The following is a 22,352-nucleotide window of genomic DNA, read 5'->3' as shown; positions in this document are numbered from 1 at the left end:
ATGGTGGCGGTCGGATCGATCTACCCTGATAGCGGCGAATGCTGAAGATTCGGCAAACGGCGCCGCTACGCCGTTACACCCGCCCCAGCCGCTCCACCGCCAGCCGCAGGTCGGCGTGGAAGGCCGGCAACTCGACCAGCTGCCCGCGCAGCAGGTAGCTGGGGTGGAAGGTCGGCACCACCTCGGCGCCCTCCACCATGCGGCAGGGCAGCATCTTGCCGCGCAGCTGCAGGATGCCGTTCTGTCCGGTCAGCGCCCAGGTCGGCGTGCGGCCCAGCGCGACGATGACCGACGGGCCGTACTCCCGCAGCGTCGTCTGCAGATGCCCGATGTCCGCCGCGAACTCGGCCAGCGGCCAGTCGGAGGTGCCGAACGGCCCCCAGCGCTCCTCGATGCCGCGCCCCTCCTTCTTCGCCCGGGTGCGCGAGGCGAAGAAGTGGCCGACCTTGTTCCCCGGCGGCTGGCGGCGGAAGACGTTGGCGACGAGGCAGCGCGCCCGCTCAATCCCCACCTGCTTCAGGCTCTCGTTGAGCAGCTGGCCGCTGCGCCCGGCGAAGGGGATGCCCTGGCGCACCTCCTCGGCCCCCGGCGCCTCGCCGACGATGGCGAGCCGCGGCCCCTCGGGCGGCAGCGAGGGGAACTGGTAATCGACGAAGGGCCATTCGGTGGTCATGTCGGGTCGTCCGGACAGGGAGTTCCGCCGGAGAACAGGCGGAACGCGGCAAGGGTTCACCGCAGCCTATAGCCCAGCCGGCGCTCCCCCTCAACGCAGGCTTGCCGAAGCGTCCGCCGGACCCCAGGTCAGCACTGCGACGATGCACATCAGAGATCACAGACGGGAGAGAGACAATGGCAACCGCCCAACCGCCCCGCCCCGAATCAGCCCGCGACGAGAACGGCATGGTCTGCGACCTCGCGTCCGGCACGTGCGAGCCCTGCCGCGGCGGTATCCCGCCGATGGACCGCACCATGATCCAGCGCTACCTCGTCCAGGTGCCGGGCTGGAGCGTGGCGGAGAACCCGGACCGGCTGGTCCGCACCTTCACGTTCGACAACTTCCGCGCCGCCCAGGCCTTCGCCGTGCGCGTCGGCGACCTGTGCGAGGAGGAGGGCCACCACGCCGACATCCACCACGGCTGGGGCTACTGCACGGTCGAGTTCTGGACGCACAAGATCAACGGCCTGCACGAGAACGACTTCATCATGGCGGCCAAGGTGGACGGGCTGTACTCCGGCCCCTACGTGCCGGCCTCCGCCTCCATGGGCGACGCGGTGCCGACCAGGCGCTGAGCGGGGCGGCCTTGGCTGAAGACCCTTTTTCGAGTAGGGTCTAGCTGCTCCCTCCCCAGCGAGAGGCCCGCCCCGTGACCGACGCCGACGCGCTGCGTTCCTGGATCGGCCGCACCGAGCGGCGGCGCGACACGCTCTCCCCCTGGCCGCTGGCGGGACTGGCGGCGACGCTCGACCGCGAGGACGGGCATCCCCGCCTTGGCGACCCGCTACCACCCGGCGCGCACTGGCTGTATTTCCTGGAAGCCGCGCCGATGAGCCGGCTCGGCCCCGACGGGCACCCGCAGCGCGGCGGCTTCCTGCCGCCGGTGGCGCTGCCGCGGCGGATGTGGGCCGGCGGACGGCTGAGCTTCCTCGCCCCGCTGCGCGCCGGCGACGACGCCGAACGCGTGTCGGAGGTCGCCGACATCACGGTGCGCACCGGCCGCACCGGCGAACTGGTCTTCGTCATGGTGCGGCACACCATCAGCGGTCCGCATGGCGTTGCGCTGGTGGAGGAGCACGACATCGTCTACCGCGACCACCTGCCGCCCGGCGCCGCCCCGCCGCCGCAGCCCGCCCCGGCCGACGCGGCGTGGAGCGAGACGGTGCACCCCAGCCCGACCCTGCTGTTCCGCTATTCGGCGCTGACCTTCAACGGCCACCGCATCCACTACGACCGCCGCTACGCCATGGAGGAGGAGGGTTATCCCGGCCTCGTGGTGCACGGGCCGCTGATGGCGACGCTGCTGCTCGACTTCGCCGGTCGGCTGCGGCCGGGGCGGACGCCGGCGCGCTTCGCCTACCGGGTGCTGGCGCCTGTGTTCGACACCGCGCCCTTCACGCTGAACGCCCGGCCGGACGGCGACGGGCTCGCGCTGTGGGTGGCCGGCCCGGCGGGCGAGCTGGCCCTGTGGGCGGACGCGGTGTTCTGACGGCGGAACCGCCCGCCCCGCCCGCTGTTGCCCCGGTACCAGACCGGAGGCCCGCATGACCCAGGACACCCCCGAGCGCAAGCCCGACACCGCGAAGGACGAGGCGGCCAACGACAGGGCAGACATCACCATGCCGCCGCGCTGCGACGAGTACAGCGGCGGCGGCGGCTCCTTCCCCGACACCCGCGACCGCGTCGACCCCGGCCACAAGAACGGCGACTGCGACCGCATCGGCAACGCGCCCGACTGAGGGCCCGGGGTACTCCCGCCGCCGACCGGGCGCATCCGTCCCCTCCCCCAAATTGGCCGTAGCCAGCGGCGGCGCGCCGGGATAGAACCGCGGCATCGCAGCCACGGACCGCGACGGGACATGCTGAAGCGCCTCTACGACTGGACGATGGAGAAGGCCGCCTCGAAGAACAGCCGCACCTGGCTGGCGGCGGTGTCCTTCGCCGAAAGCTCGTTCTTCCCGATCCCGCCGGACCTGCTGATGATCCCCATGGTCATGGCGGACCGCCGCAACGCGTGGCGGATCGCGGCGCTGGCGACCGTCGCCTCGGTGGTCGGCGGCATCGCCGGCTACATGATCGGCTATTTCCTGTACGAGACCATCGGACGGTGGGTCATCGACCTCTACCACCTGACCGACAAGTTCGAGGCGCTGCGCCAGACCTTCCGCGACTACGGCGCCGAGATCCTGATCATCAAGGGGATGACGCCGATCCCCTACAAGCTGCTGACCATCACCGCCGGCGTCGCCGAGCTGAACATCTGGGTGTTCATCGGCGCGTCGATCATCTCGCGCTCCATGCGCTTCTTCCTGGTGGCCGGCCTGCTGTACTTCTTCGGCGCCCCGATCCGCACCTTCATCGAGAAGCGCCTGACCCTGGTCACCAGCGTCTTCGCCGTGGCGCTGGTCGGCGGCTTCCTGGTGGTGAAGCTGCTGTAGCCGAGACACCGTCGAGACACTGCCGCCCCTTCCCCTGTTGCCACCGGTGACGGAGCGATGGGAAGGAGCGGCATCATGAACACGTTGCAGGGCGCCTCGGTCGTGCTGACGGGCGCGTCGAGCGGGATCGGACGGGCCGCGGCGCAGGCGTTCGCGCGCCAGGGCGCGCGGCTGGTGCTGGCGGCGCGGCGCGGCGGCTTGCTGGAGGAGGTGGCGGAGGAGTGCCGCGCGTTGGGCGGCGAGGCCGTCGCCGTGCCGACCGACGTCACCGACGCCGACGCGGTGCACGGGTTGGCGCAGCGCGCGCTGGAAGCCTACGGCGGCATCGACGTCTGGGTGAACAACGCCGGCATCGGCGCCGTCGGCCGCTTCGAGGAGACTCCCGTCGAGGCGCACCGCCGCGTCATCGAGACCAACCTGCTGGGCCCCCTCTACGGCAGCCACGCGGTGATGCCGGTGTTCCGCCGCCAGGGGCGCGGCGTGCTGATCACCACCATCTCGGTCGGCGCCTACACCCCCGCCCCCTACGCCGCCGCCTATGCCGCCAGCAAGTTCGGCCTGGAGGGCCTGCTGGAGAGCCTGCGCGCCGAGGTCGGCGACCAGCCGGGCATCCAGGTCTGCGGCATCTACCCGTCCTTCACCGACACGCCGGGCATCCGGCACGGCGCCAACTACACCGGCCATGAGTTGGACCCGGAAAGCCCGTTCTACGACGACCCGGAGGACGTGGCGGAGACCATCGTCGCCGTGGCGCTGAAGCCGCGCCCGCGCACCACCGTGGGCGCGCTGGCCAAGCTGGCGCTGCTTGGCCACGTGGTGGCGCCGCGGTTGATGGAGCGCATCGGCGGCTACGGCGCCCGCCGTCACTTCAGCCGCACTCCGCCGGCCCCGATCACCGACGGCAACCTGTTCGAGCCGATGGAGGAGGGCCGCGGCGTGCACGGCGGCTTCCACCGCCCGCCCCCGTCCTGGGCCGCGCCGGCGATGATGGCCGGGGTGGCGGTTGTGGCGGCGGCGACCTACGCCGGGCTGCGGCGACGGCACTAAGCGGTTGGCGCGGGGGCGGTGCTTGCGCCACACTGCGCGCCATGCCGAAGCCCCCCACCCCCCGCAAGCCAGCGCCGGCCCACACCCGCCGGCCCGCCGCCCCGCCGTCCCAGCGCCCGCACGCCCCCCACCACGCAGAGGAGCACCGCAAGCTGTTCCGCGTCGCCGGTCTGGCCGCCGTGTCGGCGCTGTTCGAACGCGAACCGCAGCGGGTCGAGCGGCTGTTCTTCGACGAGCGGCTGAAGGACGCGGTCGGCGCCATCTGCCAGCGTCTCGCCCGCGCGCGGCGGCCCTACCGCATGGTGGACGGCGAGGAACTGGCGCGCGTCGCCGGGACCCCGATGCACGGCGGCGTGGTGGCGCTGATCGAGCCGCGCCCGGTGCCCGCCTTCGACCCCGAAGCCGCCCGGCGCTGGGCCGCCGACAAGCGGCCGCTGCTGATCCTCGACGGCGTCGGCAACCCGCACAACCTCGGCGCCATCGTGCGCACCGCCGCGTTCTTCGGCTTTCCCCGGCTGATCCTCTCCGACCACCCGGCCCAGGCCCTGCCGTCGGAAGCCGGCTACCGCGTCGCCGAAGGCGGGTTCGAATGGCTGGAGGTCTACCGCGCCGAGCGCTTCGTCACCGCGCTGAAGCGGCTGAAGGGCGCCTACCGGGTGGTCGGCACCGCGCTCAGCCCGCACGCCCGGCCGCCCGCCGCGCTGGCCCCGTCCAAGGACGGCCGCCCGGTCGCCCTGGTGCTCGGCAACGAGGAGGAGGGGCTGCCGCCCGCCACCCTGGCCGCATGCGAAGAGGTGGTGATGATTCCGGGGGCCGGGCACGTGCAGTCGCTCAACGTCGCGGCCACCGCGGCAATCCTCTTCCATGCGCTGTCATCGGCGGAATCGCTGCGACTTTCCTCGGATACATGATATAGGTCACGTACAACGATAGAGTGCTTGCCGTATGACCGGAGAACCTGGGCCGCGAGATGGTCCCGGTTGGCGCCACTCTATCCGACTCCTGACCGACGCCGCACGCGCATGGCATCCGACACCCACATGGCCTTCCAGGTCGACGCCGTGCCGAGGCCGAAGGCCGCCGCGCCCGCGACACGGCTGAACCCGCGGGTGCTGCTGCTGGCCTTCGCGGTGCTGACCGCCGCCATCCTCGGCGCCGCGTGGTGGATGGCAGGGGAGTTCGCCGCCTCGGCGCGCAGCGTCGCCGCCCGCCACCTCGCCACCATCGTGGACCTCCGCCTGGAGCAGGTCATCGACTGGCAGGGCGACTGGAACGGCGCCGCCAGGGTGATCCACGGCGACACCGTGCTGGGCGAATGGATCGACGAACTGTTCGGCGGCATCGCGTCGGAGGACCGCATCGCCGCGCTGTCGGGCCGCCTCGCCTCGGTGCGCGAGGGCTACGGCTACCACGCGGTGACGCTGTACGACCGCGAGGGCCGGGCGTGGCTGGGCGCCGATGACGGGCAGCCCGCGCCACCCGCCGACGCCGTTGACGCCGCGCTGGTCCGCCAGGCGCTGACGGGCAAGCGGATCGTCAATTCCGACCTGATGGTCTTCGCGCGCCCGACCGGGGAGGAGGCGCCGCGCGTCACCGTGCACCTGCACAGCGCGGTGCCGCTGCGCCGCCACGGCAGCGACGAGCCGGTCGGCGTCATGGTGCTGAGCCACGACGCCACCCGCTCGCTGGCCGCCTACCTGCAGGGGGTCGAGACGTCCGGGCCGCGCGTCGACCTGCGGCTGGTGCCCGACCAGCCGGGCGACATTCCGGTGGTCGGCGCCGGCGCCCACCTCGGCACGCTGGAGCGCATGGGCCCGGCCACGCCCGCCGCCTACGCCGAGGTCCGGCGGGCCGGCGAGGCCGCGGTGACCACCCGCGGCGAGGTCGGCCGGCCGCTGCTCGCCATCGCCCGCCCCATTCCCGAGACGTCCTGGCAGCTCGTCGCCCGCACCGAGATGCGCGCGATCGAAGACGCCAACCTGCGCGAACGCAACCAGCTGCTGGCGCTGGCGCTGGCCGGCGTCGTGCTGGTGGCCTCGGTGCTGGTGGCGCTGCGCCGCGACCAGGAGCTGAACGTCGCCCGCACCCGGCTGGCCGCGCAGGCCTCGCTCGACGAGAGCGAGGCGCGCTTCCACATGTTCATGGACAACTCGCCCGCCATCGCCTTCCTCAAGGACGAGCGCGGCCGGCTGCTCTACACCAACGTCGCCTTCCGCCGCGCCTTCGGCTTCGACGACCGGGAGTGGTTCGGCCGCCCGACGGAGGAGCTGTGGCCGGCCGACACCGCCGGTGCGCTGATGCGCAACGACCGCATGGTGCTGGAGACCGACGCCCCCGGCCTGTTCGAGCAGGATTACACCGACGCGCGCGGCACCACGGTGTGGCTGGTCTCCAAGTTCCCGTTCCGCGATTCGTCCGGGCGCCGCTTCCTCGGCGGCACCGCGGTGGACATCACCGAGCGCCGCCGGCAGGAGGAGGCGCTGCGCCGCCGCACCATGGCACTGGCGGCGTCCAGCCGCTGCGGCGACATCCTCGCCCGCGACCTGCCGGAGGAGTCGCTGCTGGCCGAGATCTGCCGTGCCATCGTCGAGGAGACCGGCTGCCGCCTCGCCTGGGTTGGCTACGCGCTCGACGACGCGGCGAAGTCCGTGCGCGCCGTGGCGCGGGCCGGCGTGGACGCCGGCTGCATCGACGGCGTGGCGATGTGCTGGGCCGACACCGAGCGGGGCCGCACCCCGATGGGCACGGCGATCCGCACCGGCCGGCCGGTGGTGGTGCGCGACATCCGCACCGACCCCGGTTTCCGGCCCTGGCGCGAGGAGGCGACGCGGTGCGGCTTCGGCTCGGTCCTCGGCCTGCCGATCGCGCTGGGTCAGCCGGGCGCGGCCACGGCGGAGGCCGGCGGCCACGTGATCGGCGCGCTGAGCGTCTACGCAGCACCCACCGACGCCTTCGGCGCCGAGGAGGTCGCGCTGTTCCGCGAACTGGCGGCCAAGTTGGCGCTGGGCATCGCCCGCGAGCGCGAACGCGCCGAACGCCGGCGCGTCGAGGCCGCGCTGCGCGAGAGCGAGCAGCGCTACCGCCGCCTGTTCACCGGCGCCAAGGCGGTGGAGATGCTGATCGACCCGGCCGACGGCTGCATCGTCGACGCCAACCAGGCGGCAGAAAAGTTCTACGGCTGGCCGCGCGCCACCCTGACGGCGATGCGCATCGCCGACATCAACTGCCTGACGGCGGAGGAGACCGCCAGGGAAATGGCGCTCGCCCGCGCCCAGGACCGCTCGCACTTCGAGTTCCGCCACCGGCTGGCCTCGGGCGAGGTGCGGGACGTCGAGGTGCACTCCGGCCCGATCATGGTCGGCGACCGCGAGCTGCTGTACTCCATCGTGCACGACGTCACCGACCGCCGCCGCGCCGAGCGCGCGCTGGCCGAGACCACGGCGGCGCTGGAGCGCTCGAACGCCGAGCTGCAGCGCCTCGCCATGCGGGACGCGCTGACCGGCGTCTCCAACCGCCGCCACTTCACCACGGTGGCCGAGCGCGACATCGCGACGGCGCGCCGGCACCACCGGCCGCTCAGCGTGCTGATGATCGACTTCGACCACTTCAAGGCGGTGAACGACACGCACGGCCATGCGGTGGGCGACGAGGTGCTGCGCGCGCTGGTCGGCGTGATGCAGACGGTGCTGCGCGCCGCCGACCATCTCGGCCGCCACGGCGGCGAGGAGTTCGTGGTGCTGCTGCCCGACACCGCCATCGACGGTGCCGTCGCCTCGGCCGAGCGGCTGCGCGCCGCGGTCGCCGGCACGGCGCTGACCGGCCGCGACGGCGCGCCGCTCGCCTGCACCATCAGCGTCGGCGCGACCGAGTGGAGCCCCGCCGACGCCACCATCGAGGCGGCGTTCAGGCGCGCCGACGCCGCCCTCTACGAGGCCAAGGCCGCCGGCCGCAACACGGTCCGCTGCGCGATGCCGGAGGCGGTGGCGTAAGGACTGAAAAGCCCCTCCCCCCTCTCCCGTTGAGGGAGAGGGGCTTCACGAACGAACACCGGCAACTCACGCCAGCGCCACGATCAGCAGCACCGCCACGATCCCCATCGACAGCAGCGGCAGCAGCTCGACGCCGTTGCGGTTCCAGGTCGGCGCCCGGCCGTGGCCGCGGCCGTGGTGGCCGTGCGGGTGCGGGTCGCCCATGGCGACCACGTCGGCCCGGGTGGTCGGGCGCACGTTCGGCGCGGAGATCGCCGGGGCCGCCGGGCTCGCGATGGTGACGACGCCATCGCTGTTGCCGCTGGTGGCGTCGGGATGCGGCCGGGTCAGCGTCGGGTCGACGTCCACGTCGATGCCGGCGCGCTCAAGCCGGTCCACCACCTCGGCGACCTCGGTGGCCGACATCGTGTCGATGGGCAGGGCGCGGCCGAGGTCCTCGACGCTCAGGCGACCGCCCTGGCGGCGGGCGTCCTCTTCCAGGCGGCGGTAGGCGGTGTCGTCGATGGGCATGGATGCGACCTCCCGTTTCTGTGTCTTGCGCACTCCTTAACGGTCGGGAGCGGCTGGGGGTCCGACAAGCCCCCCTCGGAACGCCGCCTCCGCTTCGGCCGCCAATTCCCCTTCCCGCCCGGCGTAGCGCGGCGAGAAGTGGAAGGGCACGATCCGCCCTACCCCGGCCGCCGCGGCCAGCCGTCCGGCCTGCGCGGCGGTGAGGTGGTTGCGCTGCGCCGCCAGCTCGGCGTCGACGTCGAGGAACGGCGCCTCGATGAACAGCACGTCGGCGCCGCGCGCCAGATCGACGATGCGCTCCCCGTTGCGGGACGGCGGGCCGGCGTCCACCACGTAGGCGATGGCCTGCCCCGGCGTGGTGGACAAGGCACCCTCGCGCAACCGGCCGAGCGGCAGCACCGCCTCGCCGCCGCCCGGGCGGGCGGCGAGAACGGCCGTGTCGTCCGACTCGCCGCGCAACACCGCGCGCTTGAGGTCGCGCAGCCACGGCCCAGTGCTCAGCCCCAGCGCCTCCAGGCCGCTCTTCCAGACGTTGACGTGCGCCGGCTCTTCGACGCGCAGCGCGAGGCACGGCGTTCCGTGGTCGAGCACCGCCGCCCGCACCGTCAGCGCGTCCTCCCGCAGCAGCACGCCGTTCCCGACGCGGGTTTCCCGCTCCGCCTCGCGGCTGAAGGCCCGGCGGCTGTGGAAGTCGGCGGTCCGCGCCGAGCCGTCTCCATGCAGCGCGGTGGCGGTGATCACGAAATCGTGCACATAGCCCGGCGCGAGGTTCCAGGTGTAGCCGGCCAGCCGCCCGGCGACGCGGTCGATGAACCCCTCCGGCCCGAAGAGGTGAAGCGCCTTCTCCCGCCCCAGGCAGACGCGCAGCAGCCGGTCGAGCCCGGCAAAATGGTCCATGTGGGCGTGCGTAACGAAGGCGTGCGTCACCCGCAGCAGGGTGCGCGGCGGCACCGGCGCCAGATCGCCGAGGTCGAACAGCAGCGCGCGCCGCTCGAACAGGAACTCGACCAGCAGGCCGGGATCCTCGTCGGGCGGGTTGATGAGCCGGGGGTGCAGCAGCGGTTTCAGGGTCGTTGTCCCCGGATGAGGGTTGCCGGCGCGGCCGGGCGGTCCAACCTTGCCCCTGGGCTACCATATAAGAGCGAATCCGATGACCGGACGGGAGGCCGGACCGCCATGCTTGAACACTTCCTGCGCAAGCCCCTCACGCTGCCCACCGCCGCCGAGGCCCTGCCCGGCCGCGACCGCGCCATGCCGGTGCCCGAGCGCCACCACGTCAACGGCCGGCCGCTGAAGCCGCCCTACCCCGAGGGGCTGGAGGTCGCCGACTTCGGCCTCGGCTGCTTCTGGGGGGCGGAGCGCAAGTTCTGGCAGGTGCCGGGCGTCTGGGTCACCGCCGTCGGTTACCAGGGCGGCGAGACGCCCAACGCCACCTACGAGGAGGTGTGCAGCGGCCGCACCGGCCACGCCGAGGTGGTGCGCGTCGTCTACGATCCGGCCAAGGTGCGCTACGAGGATCTGCTGACGGTGTTCTGGGAAAGCCACGACCCCACCCAGGGCATGCGCCAGGGCAACGACGTCGGCACGCAGTACCGTTCCGCCATCTACGTCCATTCCGAGTCGCAGCGTGCGGCGGCCGAGGCCTCGCGCGCCGCCTACGAGCGGGCGCTGAAGAACGCCAGCTACGGCGCGATCACCACCGAGATCCGCGACGCGCCGCCCTTCTATTTCGCCGAGGACTACCACCAGCAGTACCTGTCGAAGAACCCCGGCGGCTACTGCGGCCTCGGCGGCACGGGGGTGAGCTGCCCGGGGTGAGCGGGCATCATGTGCCCCCACCTTCCCGCACTTACGGCGGGGAGCGTGGGGGCAGGTGATGCAGGGGAGTGACATCGCACCGCCGTCACCAAGGCTTGGTTGCAGCCGGCGGTGGGTTCCGGGTATGGTTCCGGCGGCCCTTGAAGCCGTCCCGGCACCCGACGCGAAACCGCACATTTCATGACCAAGGAAAGAACTGAGCTGTCCACGCCCGCGCTGAGCGGCCTCCTGGACTTCTGGCTCAGCAAATGCTCCGGCGGGAATCCGCCGGTGTCCAGCACGATCACGCCGGCTGAGCTGCGGCCGTGGAAGGACAACATTGTCATCTTCGAGGTCATCGGAGAGGACAACTACGTCTATTCCTATTACGGCAAGGCGCTGGAGAAGGCCTGGGGGCACTCGCGCCTCGGCCACACGCTGGACGCCCTGCCCGACGACCAGCGCCGCACGCTGCACGAGGAGTACGAGACCGTGCTGCGCGAGCGCCTGCCCGTGTCGCGCGTCTACACCGGCAGCTTCGACGACGTCGCCCGCACCTGGGAACGCCTGGTGCTGCCGCTGTCCAGCGACGCCGGCATCGTCGACAAGCTGCTGGTCGCCGCCTACGAGATGCCCACCTCCTTCCCCGTCCGCCCCTTCACCCTCGATTCCAAGCCAGCGGGAGCCACGGCATGAAGCCGCGTACGCCCCACCTGACCGCGCCCGCCACACAGTCGGGCATCGTCACCGCGGACGAGTTCAATCTGTGGTGCGCGCTGAACAGCCGCCCGTTCAACCTCGTGCCCAACGCGCGCAGCGATGGCCACACGCTGTGGGACGTCGAGGTGCTGCCCGGCACGCCCGGCTCGGGCCGCGTGTACTCGACCAACCTGGGTGACGAGGCGCTGGCGGTGGTCGCCGGCTTCGCCTTCCTGGCCGGCGTCGAGTGGGCCTACGAGGCCCGCTCCGCCATGGCCGAGGAGCACCAGCAGGCCGCCGCGCCGAAGCCGGAACCCGCCCCGGCCGCCGCCGCGCCGGAGGCCGCCCCGGCCGAACCGCCGGCGCCCGCCGCTGTGGAGCCCCCCGCTCCCGTGGCCGCCCCGCTGCACGTGATCGTCCCGGCGCCCGCTGTCGAGGAGTCGAAGCCGCGCGCCGCGGGCGAGCCGTACCGGTTGCCGGCCTCCACGCTGCTGCAGTCGCCGCCGCCGCTCCCGCCGGCGCAGCACGATGAAACGGTACTCACGCAGAACACGCGCATGCTGGAGACGGTGCTGAAGAACTTCCGCGTGCGCGGCGAGATCATGGACGTGCGCCCCGGCCCGGTGGTGACGCTCTACGAGTACGAGCCGGCGCCCGGCACCAAGTCGGCCACCGTCATCAACCTGACCGATGACATCGCCCGCTCGATGAGCGTGGTCACCGCCCGCATCGCCATCGTGCCCGGCCGCAGCGTCATCGGCGTCGAGCTGCCGAACCCGGTGCGCGAGATGGTCTACCTGCGCGAGATGTTCGACTCCGAGTCGTTCCGCTCCTCGCAGGCGCAGCTCGCCATCGCGCTCGGCAAGGACATCAGCGGCGAACCGGTCGTCGCCGATCTGGCGCGCATGCCGCACCTGCTGGTGGCCGGCACCACCGGCTCGGGCAAGTCGGTGGCGATCAACACGATGATCCTGTCGCTGCTCTACCGCCTGCCGCCGGAGCGCTGCCGCTTCATCATGATCGACCCGAAGATGCTGGAGCTGTCGGTCTACGACGGCATCCCGCACCTGCTGACCCCGGTGGTCACCGACCCGAAGAAGGCCGTGGTCGCGCTGCGTTGGGCGGTGCGCGAGATGGAGAGCCGCTACGAGGCGATGTCGCGCCTCGGCGTGCGCAACATCGAGGGCTACAACGCCCGCATCGCCGAGATGCAGGCCAAGGGCGAGAAGCTGCCGCGCCGCGCCCCCGCTGGCGACACCGACTCACTGTTCGACCTGACCTCGGACGAGCCGGTGCCGCTGCACTACATCGTGGTCATCGTCGATGAGATGGCCGACCTGATGCTGGTGGCCGGCAAGGACATCGAGGCGGCGATCCAGCGTCTGGCGCAGATGGCCCGCGCGGCGGGCATCCACCTGATCATGGCGACGCAGCGCCCGTCGGTGGACGTCATCACCGGCACCATCAAGGCCAACTTCCCGACCCGCATCAGCTTCCAGGTGACGTCCAAGATCGACAGCCGGACCATCCTCGGCGAGGCCGGGGCAGAGCAGCTGCTCGGCCAGGGCGACATGCTCTACATGCAGGGCGGCGGCCGCATCACCCGCGTGCACGGCCCCTTCGTCTCCGATTCGGAGGTCGAGGAGATCGTCCAGTTCGTCAAGGCGCAGGGCCAGCCGAACTACGTCACCGCGATCACCGAGGAGGAGGAGGAGCTGGTCGCCGACGAGGACGACGATGCGGCCGGCGGCGCCACCGGCGACGACCTGTACATGCAGGCGGTCAACCTGGTGGTGCGCGACGGCAAGGTGTCGGTCAGCTTCATCCAGCGCCAGCTGCAGATCGGCTACAACCGCGCTGCCCGCCTGGTCGAGCGCATGGAGCAGGAACGCGTCGTCTCCCCCGCCAACCACCAGGGCAAGCGCGAGGTGCTGCTGTCGGTGGCCGGCCTGTCGGCGAAGCGCGCGGGGGTGTAGTTTGCAACCGTAGCCCTCCCCCGCTCCGGCGGGGGCGGGCGAGGAACGGAGGCCGCCCATGAAGTCCCACTTCGTCACCTTCGCGCACTACAACCGCTGGGCCAACCGCCGCCTCTACGCCGTCGCCGCGGAGCTGACCGACGCGCAGTTCCGCGAGGACCGCGGCGCCTTTTTCGGCTCGCTGCGCGGCACGCTGAACCACCTGCTGGTCGGCGACCGGGTGTGGTTCAACCGCTTCACCGGCGAGGGCGTCAACCCGCCGAGCCTCAACGCCATCCTGCACGACGGCTTCGACGAGCTTCGCACCGCCCGCGCGGCGGAGGACGAGCGCATCCTCGCCTTCGTCAACGACCTGGACGCATCGCGCCTCGACCGGCCCTTCGCCTACCGCAGCATGGACGGCTCGCCCGTCGAGCTGCCGCTCGGCCAGCTGCTGGCGCACGTCTTCAACCACCAGACGCACCACCGCGGGCAGGCGCACACGCTGCTGACGCAGTTCGGCCTCAGCGTGCCGGCGCTGGACCTCGTCTACTTCCTGCGCGATTGACGCGGAACGCGCCCCCCCCTGAGGCGGCCAAGCATCGCCCGCGCCGGACTTCAGCAAACACTCCACGCGTGCATATCTATATATTCATACCAATTTTCTGGCCGCAGCATTATTATCCGCCTACGATTAAAGGAGATCCGATCAGGGGAACAATACATTAATCGGGCGAAGCATTCGCATGCCTTCGCCGGAAAGGACTCTCCTCGGATCGCTTATACGGCACAGCGGGAGAGAATTATGGTATTTCGCACCATCATGGGGGTCGGCGTCGCCGTCGGCCTGCTGGCCGCGACGGCGGCGCACGCGCAGGACGCCGCGGCCCAGTCGAACGCGCAGAAACCGAACGCGCAGGGCTGGACCCCCGCGCAGCAGGCCCAGTACTACACCGAGGACCAGGGCTCGCGGATGATCCCGCTGCGCTGGCTCCAGGCGCTGAAGCAGCGCGACCGCAAGACGCCGTTCCTCGCCGACAGCCTGCAGCGCTACGGCTACCTGCCCAACATGGCCTCGGCCGTCGCCGGCCTGCCGGTCGGCTTCAACGCGACCAACGGCAACCGCAACGACAGCGTCATCGGCATGACCTGCGCCGCCTGCCACACGCGCGACCTGCGCATCAACGGCCAGACGCTGCGCATCGACGGCGGCCCGGCGATCACCGATTTCTTCGCCTTCATGGTGGACCTGGACGACGCCGTCACCTACGCGCTCGGGCCGGGCTGGGTCGAGTTCGCGCAGGCGGTGCCCGAGCCGAGGAACAAGGCGCAGCTGCGCAAGCAGGTGCTGGAATGGGCGATCCCCTTCCACACGCTGATGAGCAAGGCGCTGACCGGCACGCCGTGGGGCCTCGCCCGCCTCGACGCGGTGTCGATGATCTACAACCGGCTGACCGGCCTCGACCTCGGGCCCAAGCAGGCCAACTACCTGATCCCGGAGAACATCCAGCCGGCCATCGCCCCGGTCCGCTACCCGTTCCTGTGGAACGCCGGCCGGCAGAACAAGACGCAGTGGCCGGGCTTCACCGACCAGACCAGCGTGCTCGCCCCGCTCGGCCGCAACATCGGCGAGGTGTTCGGCGTCTTCGGCCAGTTCAACCCGGTGAAGAGCGAGTGGCACCCGATCCTCGGCGTCAACTACTGGAACAACAACTCGGTCCAGATGACCGGGCTGAAGATCCTCGAGGACCTGATCACCACGCTGAAGCCGCCGCCCTTCCCCGGCGCCATCGACCAGACCAAGGTGAACCGCGGCCTTCAGCTCTACAACGCGGAGTGCCTGGGCTGCCACGCGCTGCCCACCGGCACCGCGCGGGCGAGCTGGAACACGCCGATCCAGAACGTCGGCACCGACGGCACGGAATGGCTGGTGCTGCCCCGCACCGCCAACCCGGGCGTGCTGACCGGCGCCTCGCTGCCGAAGGAGCTGGACCCGACCAGCGCGCCGCTGGCCAACCCGTCGCCGTCCATCGCGATCCTGCAGACGTCGGTGATGGGCAGCATCCTGCAGCACCTGCTGCCGGCGCTGCAGCCCACCGACGTCTCGCTGAAGAACGTCGACGCCGACGCGCTCAACACCATGCAGTTCTTCAAGAACCGCGGCATCGACGCGCAGACCGCCACGGCGGCGGCGGCCACGGCGAACGCCGCGGACAAGCCGCAGTCGTCGGGCACCTTCTGCGACGTCGGCTACAGCCCGCCGTGCTACGAGTCGCGCGTGCTCTACGGCATCTGGTCGGCGGCGCCATACCTGCACAACGGCTCGGTGCCGACGCTGTGGGACCTGCTGACCCCGGCCGCCCAGCGCCCGGCGACCTTCGAGATCGGCGCCGACTACGACGCGGTCAATGTCGGTCTGGCGAAGACGCAGACCGGCCTGAAGACGGTGATGAAGACCACCGGCTGCGAAGACCTGAAGTCCGGCAACAGCCGCTGCGGGCACGAGTTCGGCACCACCCTGTCCGACGCGGACAAGTGGGCGCTGGTCGAGTTCCTGAAGGGGCTGTAAGCGGTCCGGAACGGCGTGCGGCGGCGGAGCGATCCGCCGCCGCTTCACCCCAGCAGCTGCAGCGTGCCGCTGGCCGCGAACAGCACCAGCATCGCCTCGATGACGGCGAGCAGGCCGCGCAGCATCACCAGCACGGCGTCGGTCAGCCGGTCGCGCTGGGGAAAGACGTCGGTGACCATCTCCACCACGGCGCGGCGCAGGCGGGCCGTCGCCGTGCCGGTGACCAGCAGCATGACCGGGGAGCCGACCAGGAAGTACGCCACGCCCTTCCACCAGGTGAACAGCGCCGGGGCACCGGCGAAGGCGTAGATGCCCGCGGCGATCCACAGGACCGCCGGCCACAGGTCCACCGGCCCCAGGCTGCCGGTGGGCGCACCCTCATGCGGGCCGCCCATCGCCCTCAGCCGCCGGGCAGGTGGCGGTAGGCCAGCACGCTGGCCGGCCGGCCGGACTCGTCGGTGAGCGGCAGCATGACCTCGACGAAGCGGGAGCCCGGCAGGATCGGGTCGCCCTTGACCAGCAGGCTGACCGGTTCGCCGCCGTCCAGGCAGGCCCTGAGATCGACCAGCCAGCGCTCCGCCGCGTCGGGGTGCAGCGCCGACACCGTCTTCATCAGCGGGCGCGTGCCCAGCCGGCGCTGGATCGCCCGGCCGCAGGCGCGGTAGAGGAAGTCCTTGCCGCCGTCCACCGGCACCAGCAGCGCCAGCCGCGGCACCGCCTCGCGGATCTGCGCGGTGTCCAGGTCCCAGGAGGCCGGCAGCGCCTTGAGCTGCGCCTTCAATCGTAGCCAGTGCGCGACCAGCACGCGCGCCGCGGGCGGCACCTTGTCGATGTCCAGCGGCTCGGTCCGGCGGCCGTCCGGCTCGGGTTCGGCCTTCGGCTTGGGCGCAGGAGGGGCGGCGACCGCGGCGGGCACGCTGGCGCCGCTGGCGATCAGCGCCGAGATGGCGGCCGAGGGCCCCGGCGTGCGCTCCGACCGGCCGCCATGGGACCGCAGCAGGGGCAGCGACTGCCACGCCGTGCAGGTGTGATAGGCCTTGGTGACCTTGCGGTAGTCCTGGCTGATCGCGGTCAGGCAGGCGCCCTCGACGCTGTAGCGGGTGACGTGCACCAGGGTGTTGTCGGGCGCCATCGCGCGCTCGCCGCCCCAGGAGACGCAGGCGGCGCAGGCGCGGCTGTCTTTGGCGAAGGCGTGCACGGACATGGAGGCGGCTCCGAAAGGGGTACGGCAACCCCGGTGCATCGATTGATGACGCCGTTCGAGCGGCGGTTCAAGCGGCGTTTCAGCCCACGCTTGCATTGTTTCAGCGGCATGGCCGGATCGCCCAACCGGGCTCTTCCCCCCGGCGGGGTTAGTCCGTATAAGGGGGCCTTGCCACGTCATATTCCCGCCCCCTCTCCCCGCGCACACGGCGGGGAGGGGGCTTTTGCTGACTGAATGCCAGAAGCGAGCCGCCATGCCCAAGCGTACCGATATCAAGTCCATCTGCATCGTCGGCGCGGGGCCGATCGTCATCGGTCAGGCTTGCGAGTTCGACTATTCCGGCGTCCAGGCCTGCAAGGCGCTGAAGCAGGAGGGGTACCGGGTCATCCTGGTCAACTCCAACCCGGCCACCATCATGACCGACCCGGGCCTCGCCGACGCCACCTACATCGAGCCGATCACCCCCGCCGTGGTCGCCAAGATCCTTGAGAAGGAGCGCCCCGACGCGCTGCTGCCCACCATGGGCGGCCAGACCGCGCTGAACACCGCCATGGCGCTGTCCGACGACGGCACCCTGGAGCGCCTGGGCGTGGAGATGATCGGCGCCAAGCGCGACGTCATCGCCAAGGCCGAGGACCGCATCCTGTTCCGCGACGCCATGGACAAGCTGGGCCTCGAGTCCCCGCGCTCGCGCATGGTGAAGTCCTTCCGCGAGGCGCTGGAGGCGCTGGAACTCGTCGGCCTGCCCGCCATCATCCGCCCGTCCTTCACGCTGGCCGGCACCGGCGGCGGCATCGCCTACAACCGCGAGGAGTTCGAGGACATCGTGCGCGGCGGCCTGCGCGCCAGCCCGGTCGGCGAGGTGCTGATCGAGGAATCGGTGCTGGGCTGGAAGGAGTATGAGATGGAGGTCGTCCGCGACAAGGCGGACAACTGCATCATCATCTGCTCCATCGAGAACATCGACCCGATGGGCGTGCACACCGGCGATTCGATCACCGTCGCCCCGGCGCTGACGCTGACCGACAAGGAATACCAGATCATGCGCAACGCCTCGATCGCGGTGCTGCGCGAGATCGGGGTGGAGACCGGCGGTTCCAACGTGCAGTTCGCCGTCAGCCCGACCACCGGCCGCCTGGTGGTGATCGAGATGAACCCGCGCGTGTCGCGCTCCTCGGCGCTGGCGTCGAAGGCCACCGGCTTCCCGATCGCCAAGATCGCCGCCAAGCTGGCGGTCGGCTACACCCTGGACGAGCTGACCAACGACATCACCGGCTGCACGCCCGCGAGCTTCGAGCCGACGATCGACTACGTCGTCACCAAGATGCCGCGCTTCACCTTCGAGAAGTTCCCGGGCGCCGAGCCGCTGCTGACCACCTCCATGAAGTCGGTCGGCGAGGCGATGTCGATCGGCCGCACCTTCGCTGAGTCCGTGCAGAAGGCGCTGCGCTCCATGGAGACCGGCCTGACCGGCTTCAACGAGGTGCACATCGGCGTGGCCGGCGTCGAGCCGGATGCGGCCACCATCCGCGGCGCGCTGGCCAAGCCGACGCACGACCGCCTGCTGGTGATCGCCCAGGCGTTCCGCCACGGCTTCTCGGTCGCCGACGTGCAGCACGCCTCCAAGTACGACCCGTGGTTCCTGGAGCAGATCAAGGCCATCGTCGAGGCCGAGGCGGTGGTGAAGGCGAACGGCTTGCCGACGGCCAAGGACGGCTGGCTGAAGCTCAAGCAGATGGGCTTCTCCGACGCCCGCCTCGCCGAGCTGTCAGGCAAGTCCGAAGCCGAGGTCGCGGCGGCCCGCCGCGCCGTGCAGGTGACGCCGGTGTTCAAGCGCATCGACACCTGCGCCGCCGAGTTCCCGTCGCGCACCCCCTACATGTACTCGACCTACGAGACCGACGGGTCGGGCGAGGCGGAGTGCGAGTCCGAGCCGACCGACAAGACCAAGGTCGTGATCCTCGGCGGCGGCCCGAACCGCATCGGCCAGGGCATCGAGTTCGACTACTGCTGCGTTCACGCCGTCTACGCGCTGCGCGAGGCCGGCTATGAGACCATCATGGTCAACTGCAACCCGGAGACGGTCTCCACCGACTACGACACCTCCGACCGCCTGTACTTCGAGCCGCTGACCGCCGAGGACGTGATCGAGCTGGTCCGCGTCGAGCAGCGCAACGGCAAGGTCCTGGGCTGCATCGTGCAGTTCGGCGGCCAGACGCCGCTGAAGCTGGCCGAGGCGCTGGAGAAGGCCGGCATCCCGATTCTCGGTACCTCGCCGGACGCCATCGACCTCGCCGAGGACCGCGAGCGCTTCCAGAAGCTGCTGCACGAGCTGGGCCTGAAGCAGCCGGCCAACGGCCTCGCCCGTTCGCTCAAGGAGGCCGAGACGGTCGCCGAGCGCATCGGCTTCCCGGTCGTCATCCGCCCGTCCTACGTGCTGGGCGGCCGCGCCATGGAGATCGTCCACGACATGGCCGGGCTCCAGCGCTACATGGGCACCGCCGTGAAGGTGTCCGGCAAGAACCCGGTGCTGATCGACAGCTACCTGCAGGACGCCATCGAGGTGGACGTGGACGTGGTCTGCGACGGCCAGCAGGTCTACGTGGCGGGCGTGATGGAGCACATCGAGGAGGCCGGCATCCACTCCGGCGACTCCGCCTGCGCGCTGCCGCCCTACTCGCTGCCCAAGGACGTGATCGCCGAGATCGAGCGGCAGTCCGACTCGCTGGCCCGCGCGCTCAAGGTCGTCGGCCTGATGAACGTGCAGTTCGCGGTGAAGGACGGCACGGTTTACATCCTGGAGGTCAACCCGCGCGCCAGCCGCACGGTGCCCTTCGTCGCCAAGGCCACCGGCACCGCCATCGCCAAGATCGCCGCCCGCGTCATGGCCGGCGAGCGCCTGAAGGACTTCAAGCTGAACGGCCCGAACCCGCCGCACACCGCGGTGAAGGAAGCCGTCTTCCCGTTCGCCCGCTTCCCCGGCGTGGACGTGGTGCTGGGCCCGGAGATGAAGTCCACCGGCGAGGTCATGGGCCTCGACCACAACTTCGCGCTGGCCTTCGCCAAGTCGCAGCTGGGCGCCGGCGTCACGCTGCCGACCCAGGGCACCGCCTTCATCTCGGTCAAGGACCGCGACAAGGCGTCGCTGGTGGCCATCGCGAAGAAGCTCCAGGACATGGGCTTCCGCCTGGTCGCCACCGTCGGCACCGCCGCCTTCCTGAAGGACTCGGGCGTCGTCGCGGAGATCGTGAACAAGGTTGTGGAGGGCAAGCCGCACATCGTCGATCACATGATCAACGGCGAAGTGGCGCTGGTCATCAACACCACGGAGGGTGCCCAGGCGCTGTCCGACAGCTTCAGCCTGCGGCGCACGGCGCTGACCTACAACATCCCCTACTACACCACCGTGGCGGGGGCGCGGGCGGCGGTGGAGGCCATCGCGGCGCTGCGGAACGGCAGCCTTGAAGTTGCCCCGCTGCAGTCGTACCTTAGCGGATCGTACTAGGGATGGTTGACGGCGCGGCGGCTTCCGTCGCGCCGAAATCTTTCCCTGGATTCGTGTTCGCTGGGTTGATGGACCGCAAGACATGGAAAAAGTGCCGATGACCGCGGCGGGTTACGACCGCCTGCAGGAAGAGTTGAAGCACCTGAAGGTCGTGGAGCGGCCCGCCGTCATTAAGGCGATCGCCGAGGCGCGCGAGCACGGGGACCTGTCGGAAAACGCCGAGTACCACGCCGCGCGCGAGCGCCAGAGCTTCATCGAAGGCCGCGTCGGCGAGTTGGAGGACAAGATCAGCCGGGCCGAGGTCATCGACCCGTCCAAGCTGTCGGGCGACACCGTCAAGTTCGGCGCCACCGTGACGCTGGCCGACGAGGACACCGACCAGGAGATCACCTACCAGATCGTCGGTTCGGAGGAGAGCGACATCAAGAACGGCTTCCTGTCGATCACCTCGCCGCTGGCGCGCGCGCTGATCGGCAAGTCGGTCGGCGACAGCGTCGAGGTGCCGACCCCCGGCGGCTCGAAGCTGTACGAGATCGTCACCCTCGCCTTCAAGTAAGCCCGTCCGGGCTGCCTCCCGATGCGCCACGCCCTCGCCCTGGCCGCCGCCTGCGCGCTGCTGTCCGGCTGCCTGCTGCCGGACCGCTTCGACGCGACGCTGGAGGTCGGGGCGGAGCGGGCGACGCTCGACTACCGCGGCGAGTTGGTGGCGATGTCCGCCTACGCCGACGCCGCCAAGCTGACGCCCGCCGAGGACGAAAAGGCCGTGCGCGAGGCGCTGGACGCCGTCGCCGCGGACGTTCGCACGGACGGCGGCACGGTGGACTACGCGCCGCTCGGCAAGGGCCGCGCCAAAGCGGCGGTGCACTGGATGCAGGCGCTGCCGCCGGTGGGTGAAAAGACCACGTTCGCCGACCTCGTCGCCATCCGCCGGCAGCCCGACGGCTCCCTGGAGATCGTCACCCCGGCGCTGAAGGACCGCGACCGCACGCAGCTCGCCAGGATGGGCCTGGGTGACGCGGCGGGGCGCCTGTGCGTGAAGACCGCGGGGACGGTGGTGGAGAGCAACGCGCAGACCAAGCCGGAGACGGCCGGCGGCTGCTGGGGCTGGAACATCACGGTGCTGAAGGACGCGCCGGTGCGGATGGTGGTCCGGTTCTGAAGAGACGGCCCGCGTCGGCCCGGTCCCTCGCCACTTCGCGGAGGAAGAAGAAGCCTCTCTCCCCTTGCGGGAGAGGGGTTTGGGGAGAGGGGGATTACCGCCAGATGGCGGGCAAGAGAGTCTTTATGCGGCCTCCCGGCCGCTACGCCCCCTCTCCCCACCCCCTCTCCCACAAGGGGAGAGGGGCATTTCACATTGATAATGCGCCTGCGGCGCGGTCATGGGGAATCGCGGAAAGAGATCACTGCTCCAGCAGGCTGCGCAGCATCCACGCGGTCTTCTCGTGGATCTGCAGGCGCTGGGTCAGCAGGTCGGCGGTCGGCTGGTCGTTGGCCTGCTCGGCGGTGGGGAACGCGGCGCGCGCCGTGCGGGCGACCGCCTCGTGGCCTTCCACCAACTGGCGGATCATGTCGGTGGCGCGCGGCACCGTGGTCTCTTCCGCGATGGACGCCAGCTTGGTGAACTGCGTGAAGCTGCCCGGCGCCGGGTAGCCCAGCGCGCGGATGCGCTCCGCCAGCTCGTCCAGCGCGGTCCACAGCTCGGTGTACTGCTCCATGAACATCACATGGAGCGTGTTGAACATCGGCCCCGTCACGTTCCAGTGGAAGCTGTGCGTCTTCAGGTACAGCGCGAAGGTGTCGGCGAGCACGCGGCTCAGCCCCTCGGCGATGGCCTTGCGGTCGGCTTCGGCGATGCCGATGTCGATCTGCATGGTGTAGCCCTCCTTGGTTTGGTCCGTCTGCCTACCTTGGTCGCGGCGCGGCG

At 70.9% G+C, this 22,352-nt stretch carries 21 protein-coding genes; 15 read left to right on the top strand and 6 right to left on the bottom strand.

Annotated features, from left to right (window positions below; genetic code table 11):
- Positions 1-73: 73 nt before the first annotated feature.
- Positions 74-673, bottom strand: a complete 600-nt coding sequence (locus ACRWK7_RS01790; RefSeq protein WP_431854446.1) for a uracil-DNA glycosylase — start codon at positions 671-673, stop codon at positions 74-76.
- Positions 674-849: 176 nt separating this feature from the next.
- On the opposite strand from ACRWK7_RS01790, the gene ACRWK7_RS01785 reads away from it, so the two are divergent.
- From ACRWK7_RS01785 to ACRWK7_RS01755, 7 genes are all read left to right on the top strand, one after another.
- Positions 850-1,290 carry a 4a-hydroxytetrahydrobiopterin dehydratase gene (locus ACRWK7_RS01785; RefSeq protein ID WP_431854445.1) on the top strand — a complete coding sequence of 147 codons (441 nt, stop codon included), beginning with the start codon at positions 850-852 and terminating at the stop codon, positions 1,288-1,290.
- Positions 1,291-1,364: 74 nt separating this feature from the next.
- Positions 1,365-2,204, top strand: coding sequence for an FAS1-like dehydratase domain-containing protein (locus ACRWK7_RS01780; RefSeq protein WP_431854444.1), 840 nt, complete (start codon positions 1,365-1,367; stop codon positions 2,202-2,204).
- A gap of 55 nt (positions 2,205-2,259) precedes the next feature.
- Positions 2,260-2,454, top strand: a complete 195-nt coding sequence (locus ACRWK7_RS01775) for a hypothetical protein (protein ID WP_431854443.1) — start codon at positions 2,260-2,262, stop codon at positions 2,452-2,454.
- 120 nt (positions 2,455-2,574) lie between these two features.
- Entirely contained in the window at positions 2,575-3,153 is a 579-nt protein-coding gene (locus ACRWK7_RS01770) for a YqaA family protein (RefSeq protein ID WP_431854442.1), read from the top strand.
- 75 nt (positions 3,154-3,228) lie between these two features.
- Positions 3,229-4,200 carry an SDR family oxidoreductase gene (locus ACRWK7_RS01765; RefSeq protein WP_431854441.1) on the top strand — a complete coding sequence of 324 codons (972 nt, stop codon included), beginning with the start codon at positions 3,229-3,231 and terminating at the stop codon, positions 4,198-4,200.
- A gap of 41 nt (positions 4,201-4,241) precedes the next feature.
- Positions 4,242-5,111 carry a TrmH family RNA methyltransferase gene (locus ACRWK7_RS01760; protein ID WP_431854440.1) on the top strand — a complete coding sequence of 290 codons (870 nt, stop codon included), beginning with the start codon at positions 4,242-4,244 and terminating at the stop codon, positions 5,109-5,111.
- Between the two features lie 111 nt (positions 5,112-5,222).
- A complete protein-coding gene (locus tag ACRWK7_RS01755) occupies positions 5,223-8,189 on the top strand; it encodes a diguanylate cyclase (RefSeq protein WP_431854439.1) in 2,967 nt (988 codons plus the stop codon).
- Positions 8,190-8,255: 66 nt separating this feature from the next.
- Here ACRWK7_RS01755 and ACRWK7_RS01750 read toward each other — a convergent pair whose 3' ends face one another.
- Together ACRWK7_RS01750 and ACRWK7_RS01745 are read right to left on the bottom strand one after the other, a co-directional pair.
- Positions 8,256-8,699: a hypothetical protein gene (locus tag ACRWK7_RS01750; protein WP_431854438.1), complete on the bottom strand. Its 444-nt coding sequence runs from the start codon at positions 8,697-8,699 to the stop codon at positions 8,256-8,258.
- A 36-nt stretch (positions 8,700-8,735) separates the two neighbouring features.
- Positions 8,736-9,755 carry a ribonuclease Z gene (locus ACRWK7_RS01745; protein WP_431854453.1) on the bottom strand — a complete coding sequence of 340 codons (1,020 nt, stop codon included), beginning with the start codon at positions 9,753-9,755 and terminating at the stop codon, positions 8,736-8,738.
- 120 nt (positions 9,756-9,875) lie between these two features.
- Between ACRWK7_RS01745 and msrA the strand changes: the two genes are divergently transcribed.
- The 5 genes from msrA to ACRWK7_RS01720 all read left to right on the top strand — a co-directional run bounded on the left by msrA (position 9,876) and on the right by ACRWK7_RS01720 (position 15,719).
- Positions 9,876-10,517 (top strand): peptide-methionine (S)-S-oxide reductase MsrA, encoded by a 642-nt coding sequence (msrA, locus tag ACRWK7_RS01740; protein WP_431854437.1) that lies wholly within the window; start codon positions 9,876-9,878, stop codon positions 10,515-10,517.
- 180 nt (positions 10,518-10,697) lie between these two features.
- Positions 10,698-11,192, top strand: a complete 495-nt coding sequence (locus ACRWK7_RS01735; RefSeq protein WP_431854436.1) for a PAS domain-containing protein — start codon at positions 10,698-10,700, stop codon at positions 11,190-11,192.
- Positions 11,189-13,171 carry a DNA translocase FtsK gene (locus ACRWK7_RS01730; RefSeq protein ID WP_431854435.1) on the top strand — a complete coding sequence of 661 codons (1,983 nt, stop codon included), beginning with the start codon at positions 11,189-11,191 and terminating at the stop codon, positions 13,169-13,171. The genes ACRWK7_RS01735 and ACRWK7_RS01730 overlap by 4 nt, the downstream gene beginning before the upstream one ends.
- A 58-nt stretch (positions 13,172-13,229) precedes the next feature.
- A complete protein-coding gene (locus ACRWK7_RS01725; protein ID WP_431854434.1) occupies positions 13,230-13,718 on the top strand; it encodes a DinB family protein in 489 nt (162 codons plus the stop codon).
- 237 nt (positions 13,719-13,955) lie between these two features.
- Positions 13,956-15,719 (top strand): di-heme-cytochrome C peroxidase, encoded by a 1,764-nt coding sequence (locus tag ACRWK7_RS01720; RefSeq protein ID WP_431854433.1) that lies wholly within the window; start codon positions 13,956-13,958, stop codon positions 15,717-15,719.
- Between the two features lie 44 nt (positions 15,720-15,763).
- Here ACRWK7_RS01720 and ACRWK7_RS01715 read toward each other — a convergent pair whose 3' ends face one another.
- Both ACRWK7_RS01715 and ACRWK7_RS01710 read right to left on the bottom strand, forming a co-directional pair.
- Entirely contained in the window at positions 15,764-16,114 is a 351-nt protein-coding gene (locus ACRWK7_RS01715; RefSeq protein WP_431854432.1) for a hypothetical protein, read from the bottom strand.
- 5 nt (positions 16,115-16,119) lie between these two features.
- The gene (locus ACRWK7_RS01710; protein ID WP_431854431.1) at positions 16,120-16,923 is read right to left on the bottom strand and encodes a hypothetical protein; all 804 of its coding nucleotides are present in this window, start codon (positions 16,921-16,923) and stop codon (positions 16,120-16,122) included.
- 253 nt (positions 16,924-17,176) lie between these two features.
- Here ACRWK7_RS01710 and carB point away from each other — a divergent pair, with 253 nt between their 5' ends.
- From carB to ACRWK7_RS01695, 3 genes are all read left to right on the top strand, one after another.
- Positions 17,177-20,428, top strand: coding sequence for a carbamoyl-phosphate synthase large subunit (carB, locus tag ACRWK7_RS01705; protein WP_431854430.1), 3,252 nt, complete (start codon positions 17,177-17,179; stop codon positions 20,426-20,428).
- Positions 20,429-20,510: 82 nt separating this feature from the next.
- The gene (gene greA / locus ACRWK7_RS01700) at positions 20,511-20,984 is read left to right on the top strand and encodes a transcription elongation factor GreA (protein WP_431854429.1); all 474 of its coding nucleotides are present in this window, start codon (positions 20,511-20,513) and stop codon (positions 20,982-20,984) included.
- 21 nt (positions 20,985-21,005) lie between these two features.
- Complete coding sequence (locus tag ACRWK7_RS01695; protein WP_431854428.1) at positions 21,006-21,587, top strand: hypothetical protein; 582 nt, start codon at positions 21,006-21,008, stop codon at positions 21,585-21,587.
- A gap of 241 nt (positions 21,588-21,828) precedes the next feature.
- On the opposite strand, the gene ACRWK7_RS01690 is transcribed toward ACRWK7_RS01695, so the two are convergent.
- On the bottom strand, positions 21,829-22,299 hold the full coding sequence (locus tag ACRWK7_RS01690; protein WP_431854427.1) for a Dps family protein: 471 nt from the start codon (positions 22,297-22,299) through the stop codon (positions 21,829-21,831).
- Positions 22,300-22,352: the final 53 nt, after the last annotated feature.

The sequence above is a fragment of the Azospirillum sp. genome, from assembly GCF_050789165.1.
Note: the sequence above shows the minus strand (reverse complement) of the source record. Positions and strands in the feature narration are given on the sequence as shown.

Coding starts and splice junctions, on each gene's coding strand:
- ACRWK7_RS01770 (WP_431854442.1), top strand. CDS start 2,575: ATGCTGAAGCGCCTCTACGACTGGACGATGGAGAAGGCCGCCTCGAAG.
- ACRWK7_RS01785 (WP_431854445.1), top strand. CDS start 850: ATGGCAACCGCCCAACCGCCCCGCCCCGAATCAGCCCGCGACGAGAAC.
- ACRWK7_RS01725 (WP_431854434.1), top strand. CDS start 13,230: ATGAAGTCCCACTTCGTCACCTTCGCGCACTACAACCGCTGGGCCAAC.
- ACRWK7_RS01690 (WP_431854427.1), bottom strand. CDS start 22,299: ATGCAGATCGACATCGGCATCGCCGAAGCCGACCGCAAGGCCATCGCC.
- ACRWK7_RS01710 (WP_431854431.1), bottom strand. CDS start 16,923: ATGTCCGTGCACGCCTTCGCCAAAGACAGCCGCGCCTGCGCCGCCTGC.
- ACRWK7_RS01760 (WP_431854440.1), top strand. CDS start 4,242: ATGCCGAAGCCCCCCACCCCCCGCAAGCCAGCGCCGGCCCACACCCGC.
- msrA (WP_431854437.1), top strand. CDS start 9,876: ATGCTTGAACACTTCCTGCGCAAGCCCCTCACGCTGCCCACCGCCGCC.
- ACRWK7_RS01755 (WP_431854439.1), top strand. CDS start 5,223: ATGGCATCCGACACCCACATGGCCTTCCAGGTCGACGCCGTGCCGAGG.
- greA (WP_431854429.1), top strand. CDS start 20,511: ATGGAAAAAGTGCCGATGACCGCGGCGGGTTACGACCGCCTGCAGGAA.
- ACRWK7_RS01790 (WP_431854446.1), bottom strand. CDS start 673: ATGACCACCGAATGGCCCTTCGTCGATTACCAGTTCCCCTCGCTGCCG.
- ACRWK7_RS01720 (WP_431854433.1), top strand. CDS start 13,956: ATGGTATTTCGCACCATCATGGGGGTCGGCGTCGCCGTCGGCCTGCTG.
- ACRWK7_RS01695 (WP_431854428.1), top strand. CDS start 21,006: ATGCGCCACGCCCTCGCCCTGGCCGCCGCCTGCGCGCTGCTGTCCGGC.
- ACRWK7_RS01765 (WP_431854441.1), top strand. CDS start 3,229: ATGAACACGTTGCAGGGCGCCTCGGTCGTGCTGACGGGCGCGTCGAGC.
- ACRWK7_RS01735 (WP_431854436.1), top strand. CDS start 10,698: ATGACCAAGGAAAGAACTGAGCTGTCCACGCCCGCGCTGAGCGGCCTC.
- carB (WP_431854430.1), top strand. CDS start 17,177: ATGCCCAAGCGTACCGATATCAAGTCCATCTGCATCGTCGGCGCGGGG.
- ACRWK7_RS01750 (WP_431854438.1), bottom strand. CDS start 8,699: ATGCCCATCGACGACACCGCCTACCGCCGCCTGGAAGAGGACGCCCGC.
- ACRWK7_RS01730 (WP_431854435.1), top strand. CDS start 11,189: ATGAAGCCGCGTACGCCCCACCTGACCGCGCCCGCCACACAGTCGGGC.
- ACRWK7_RS01775 (WP_431854443.1), top strand. CDS start 2,260: ATGACCCAGGACACCCCCGAGCGCAAGCCCGACACCGCGAAGGACGAG.
- ACRWK7_RS01715 (WP_431854432.1), bottom strand. CDS start 16,114: ATGGGCGGCCCGCATGAGGGTGCGCCCACCGGCAGCCTGGGGCCGGTG.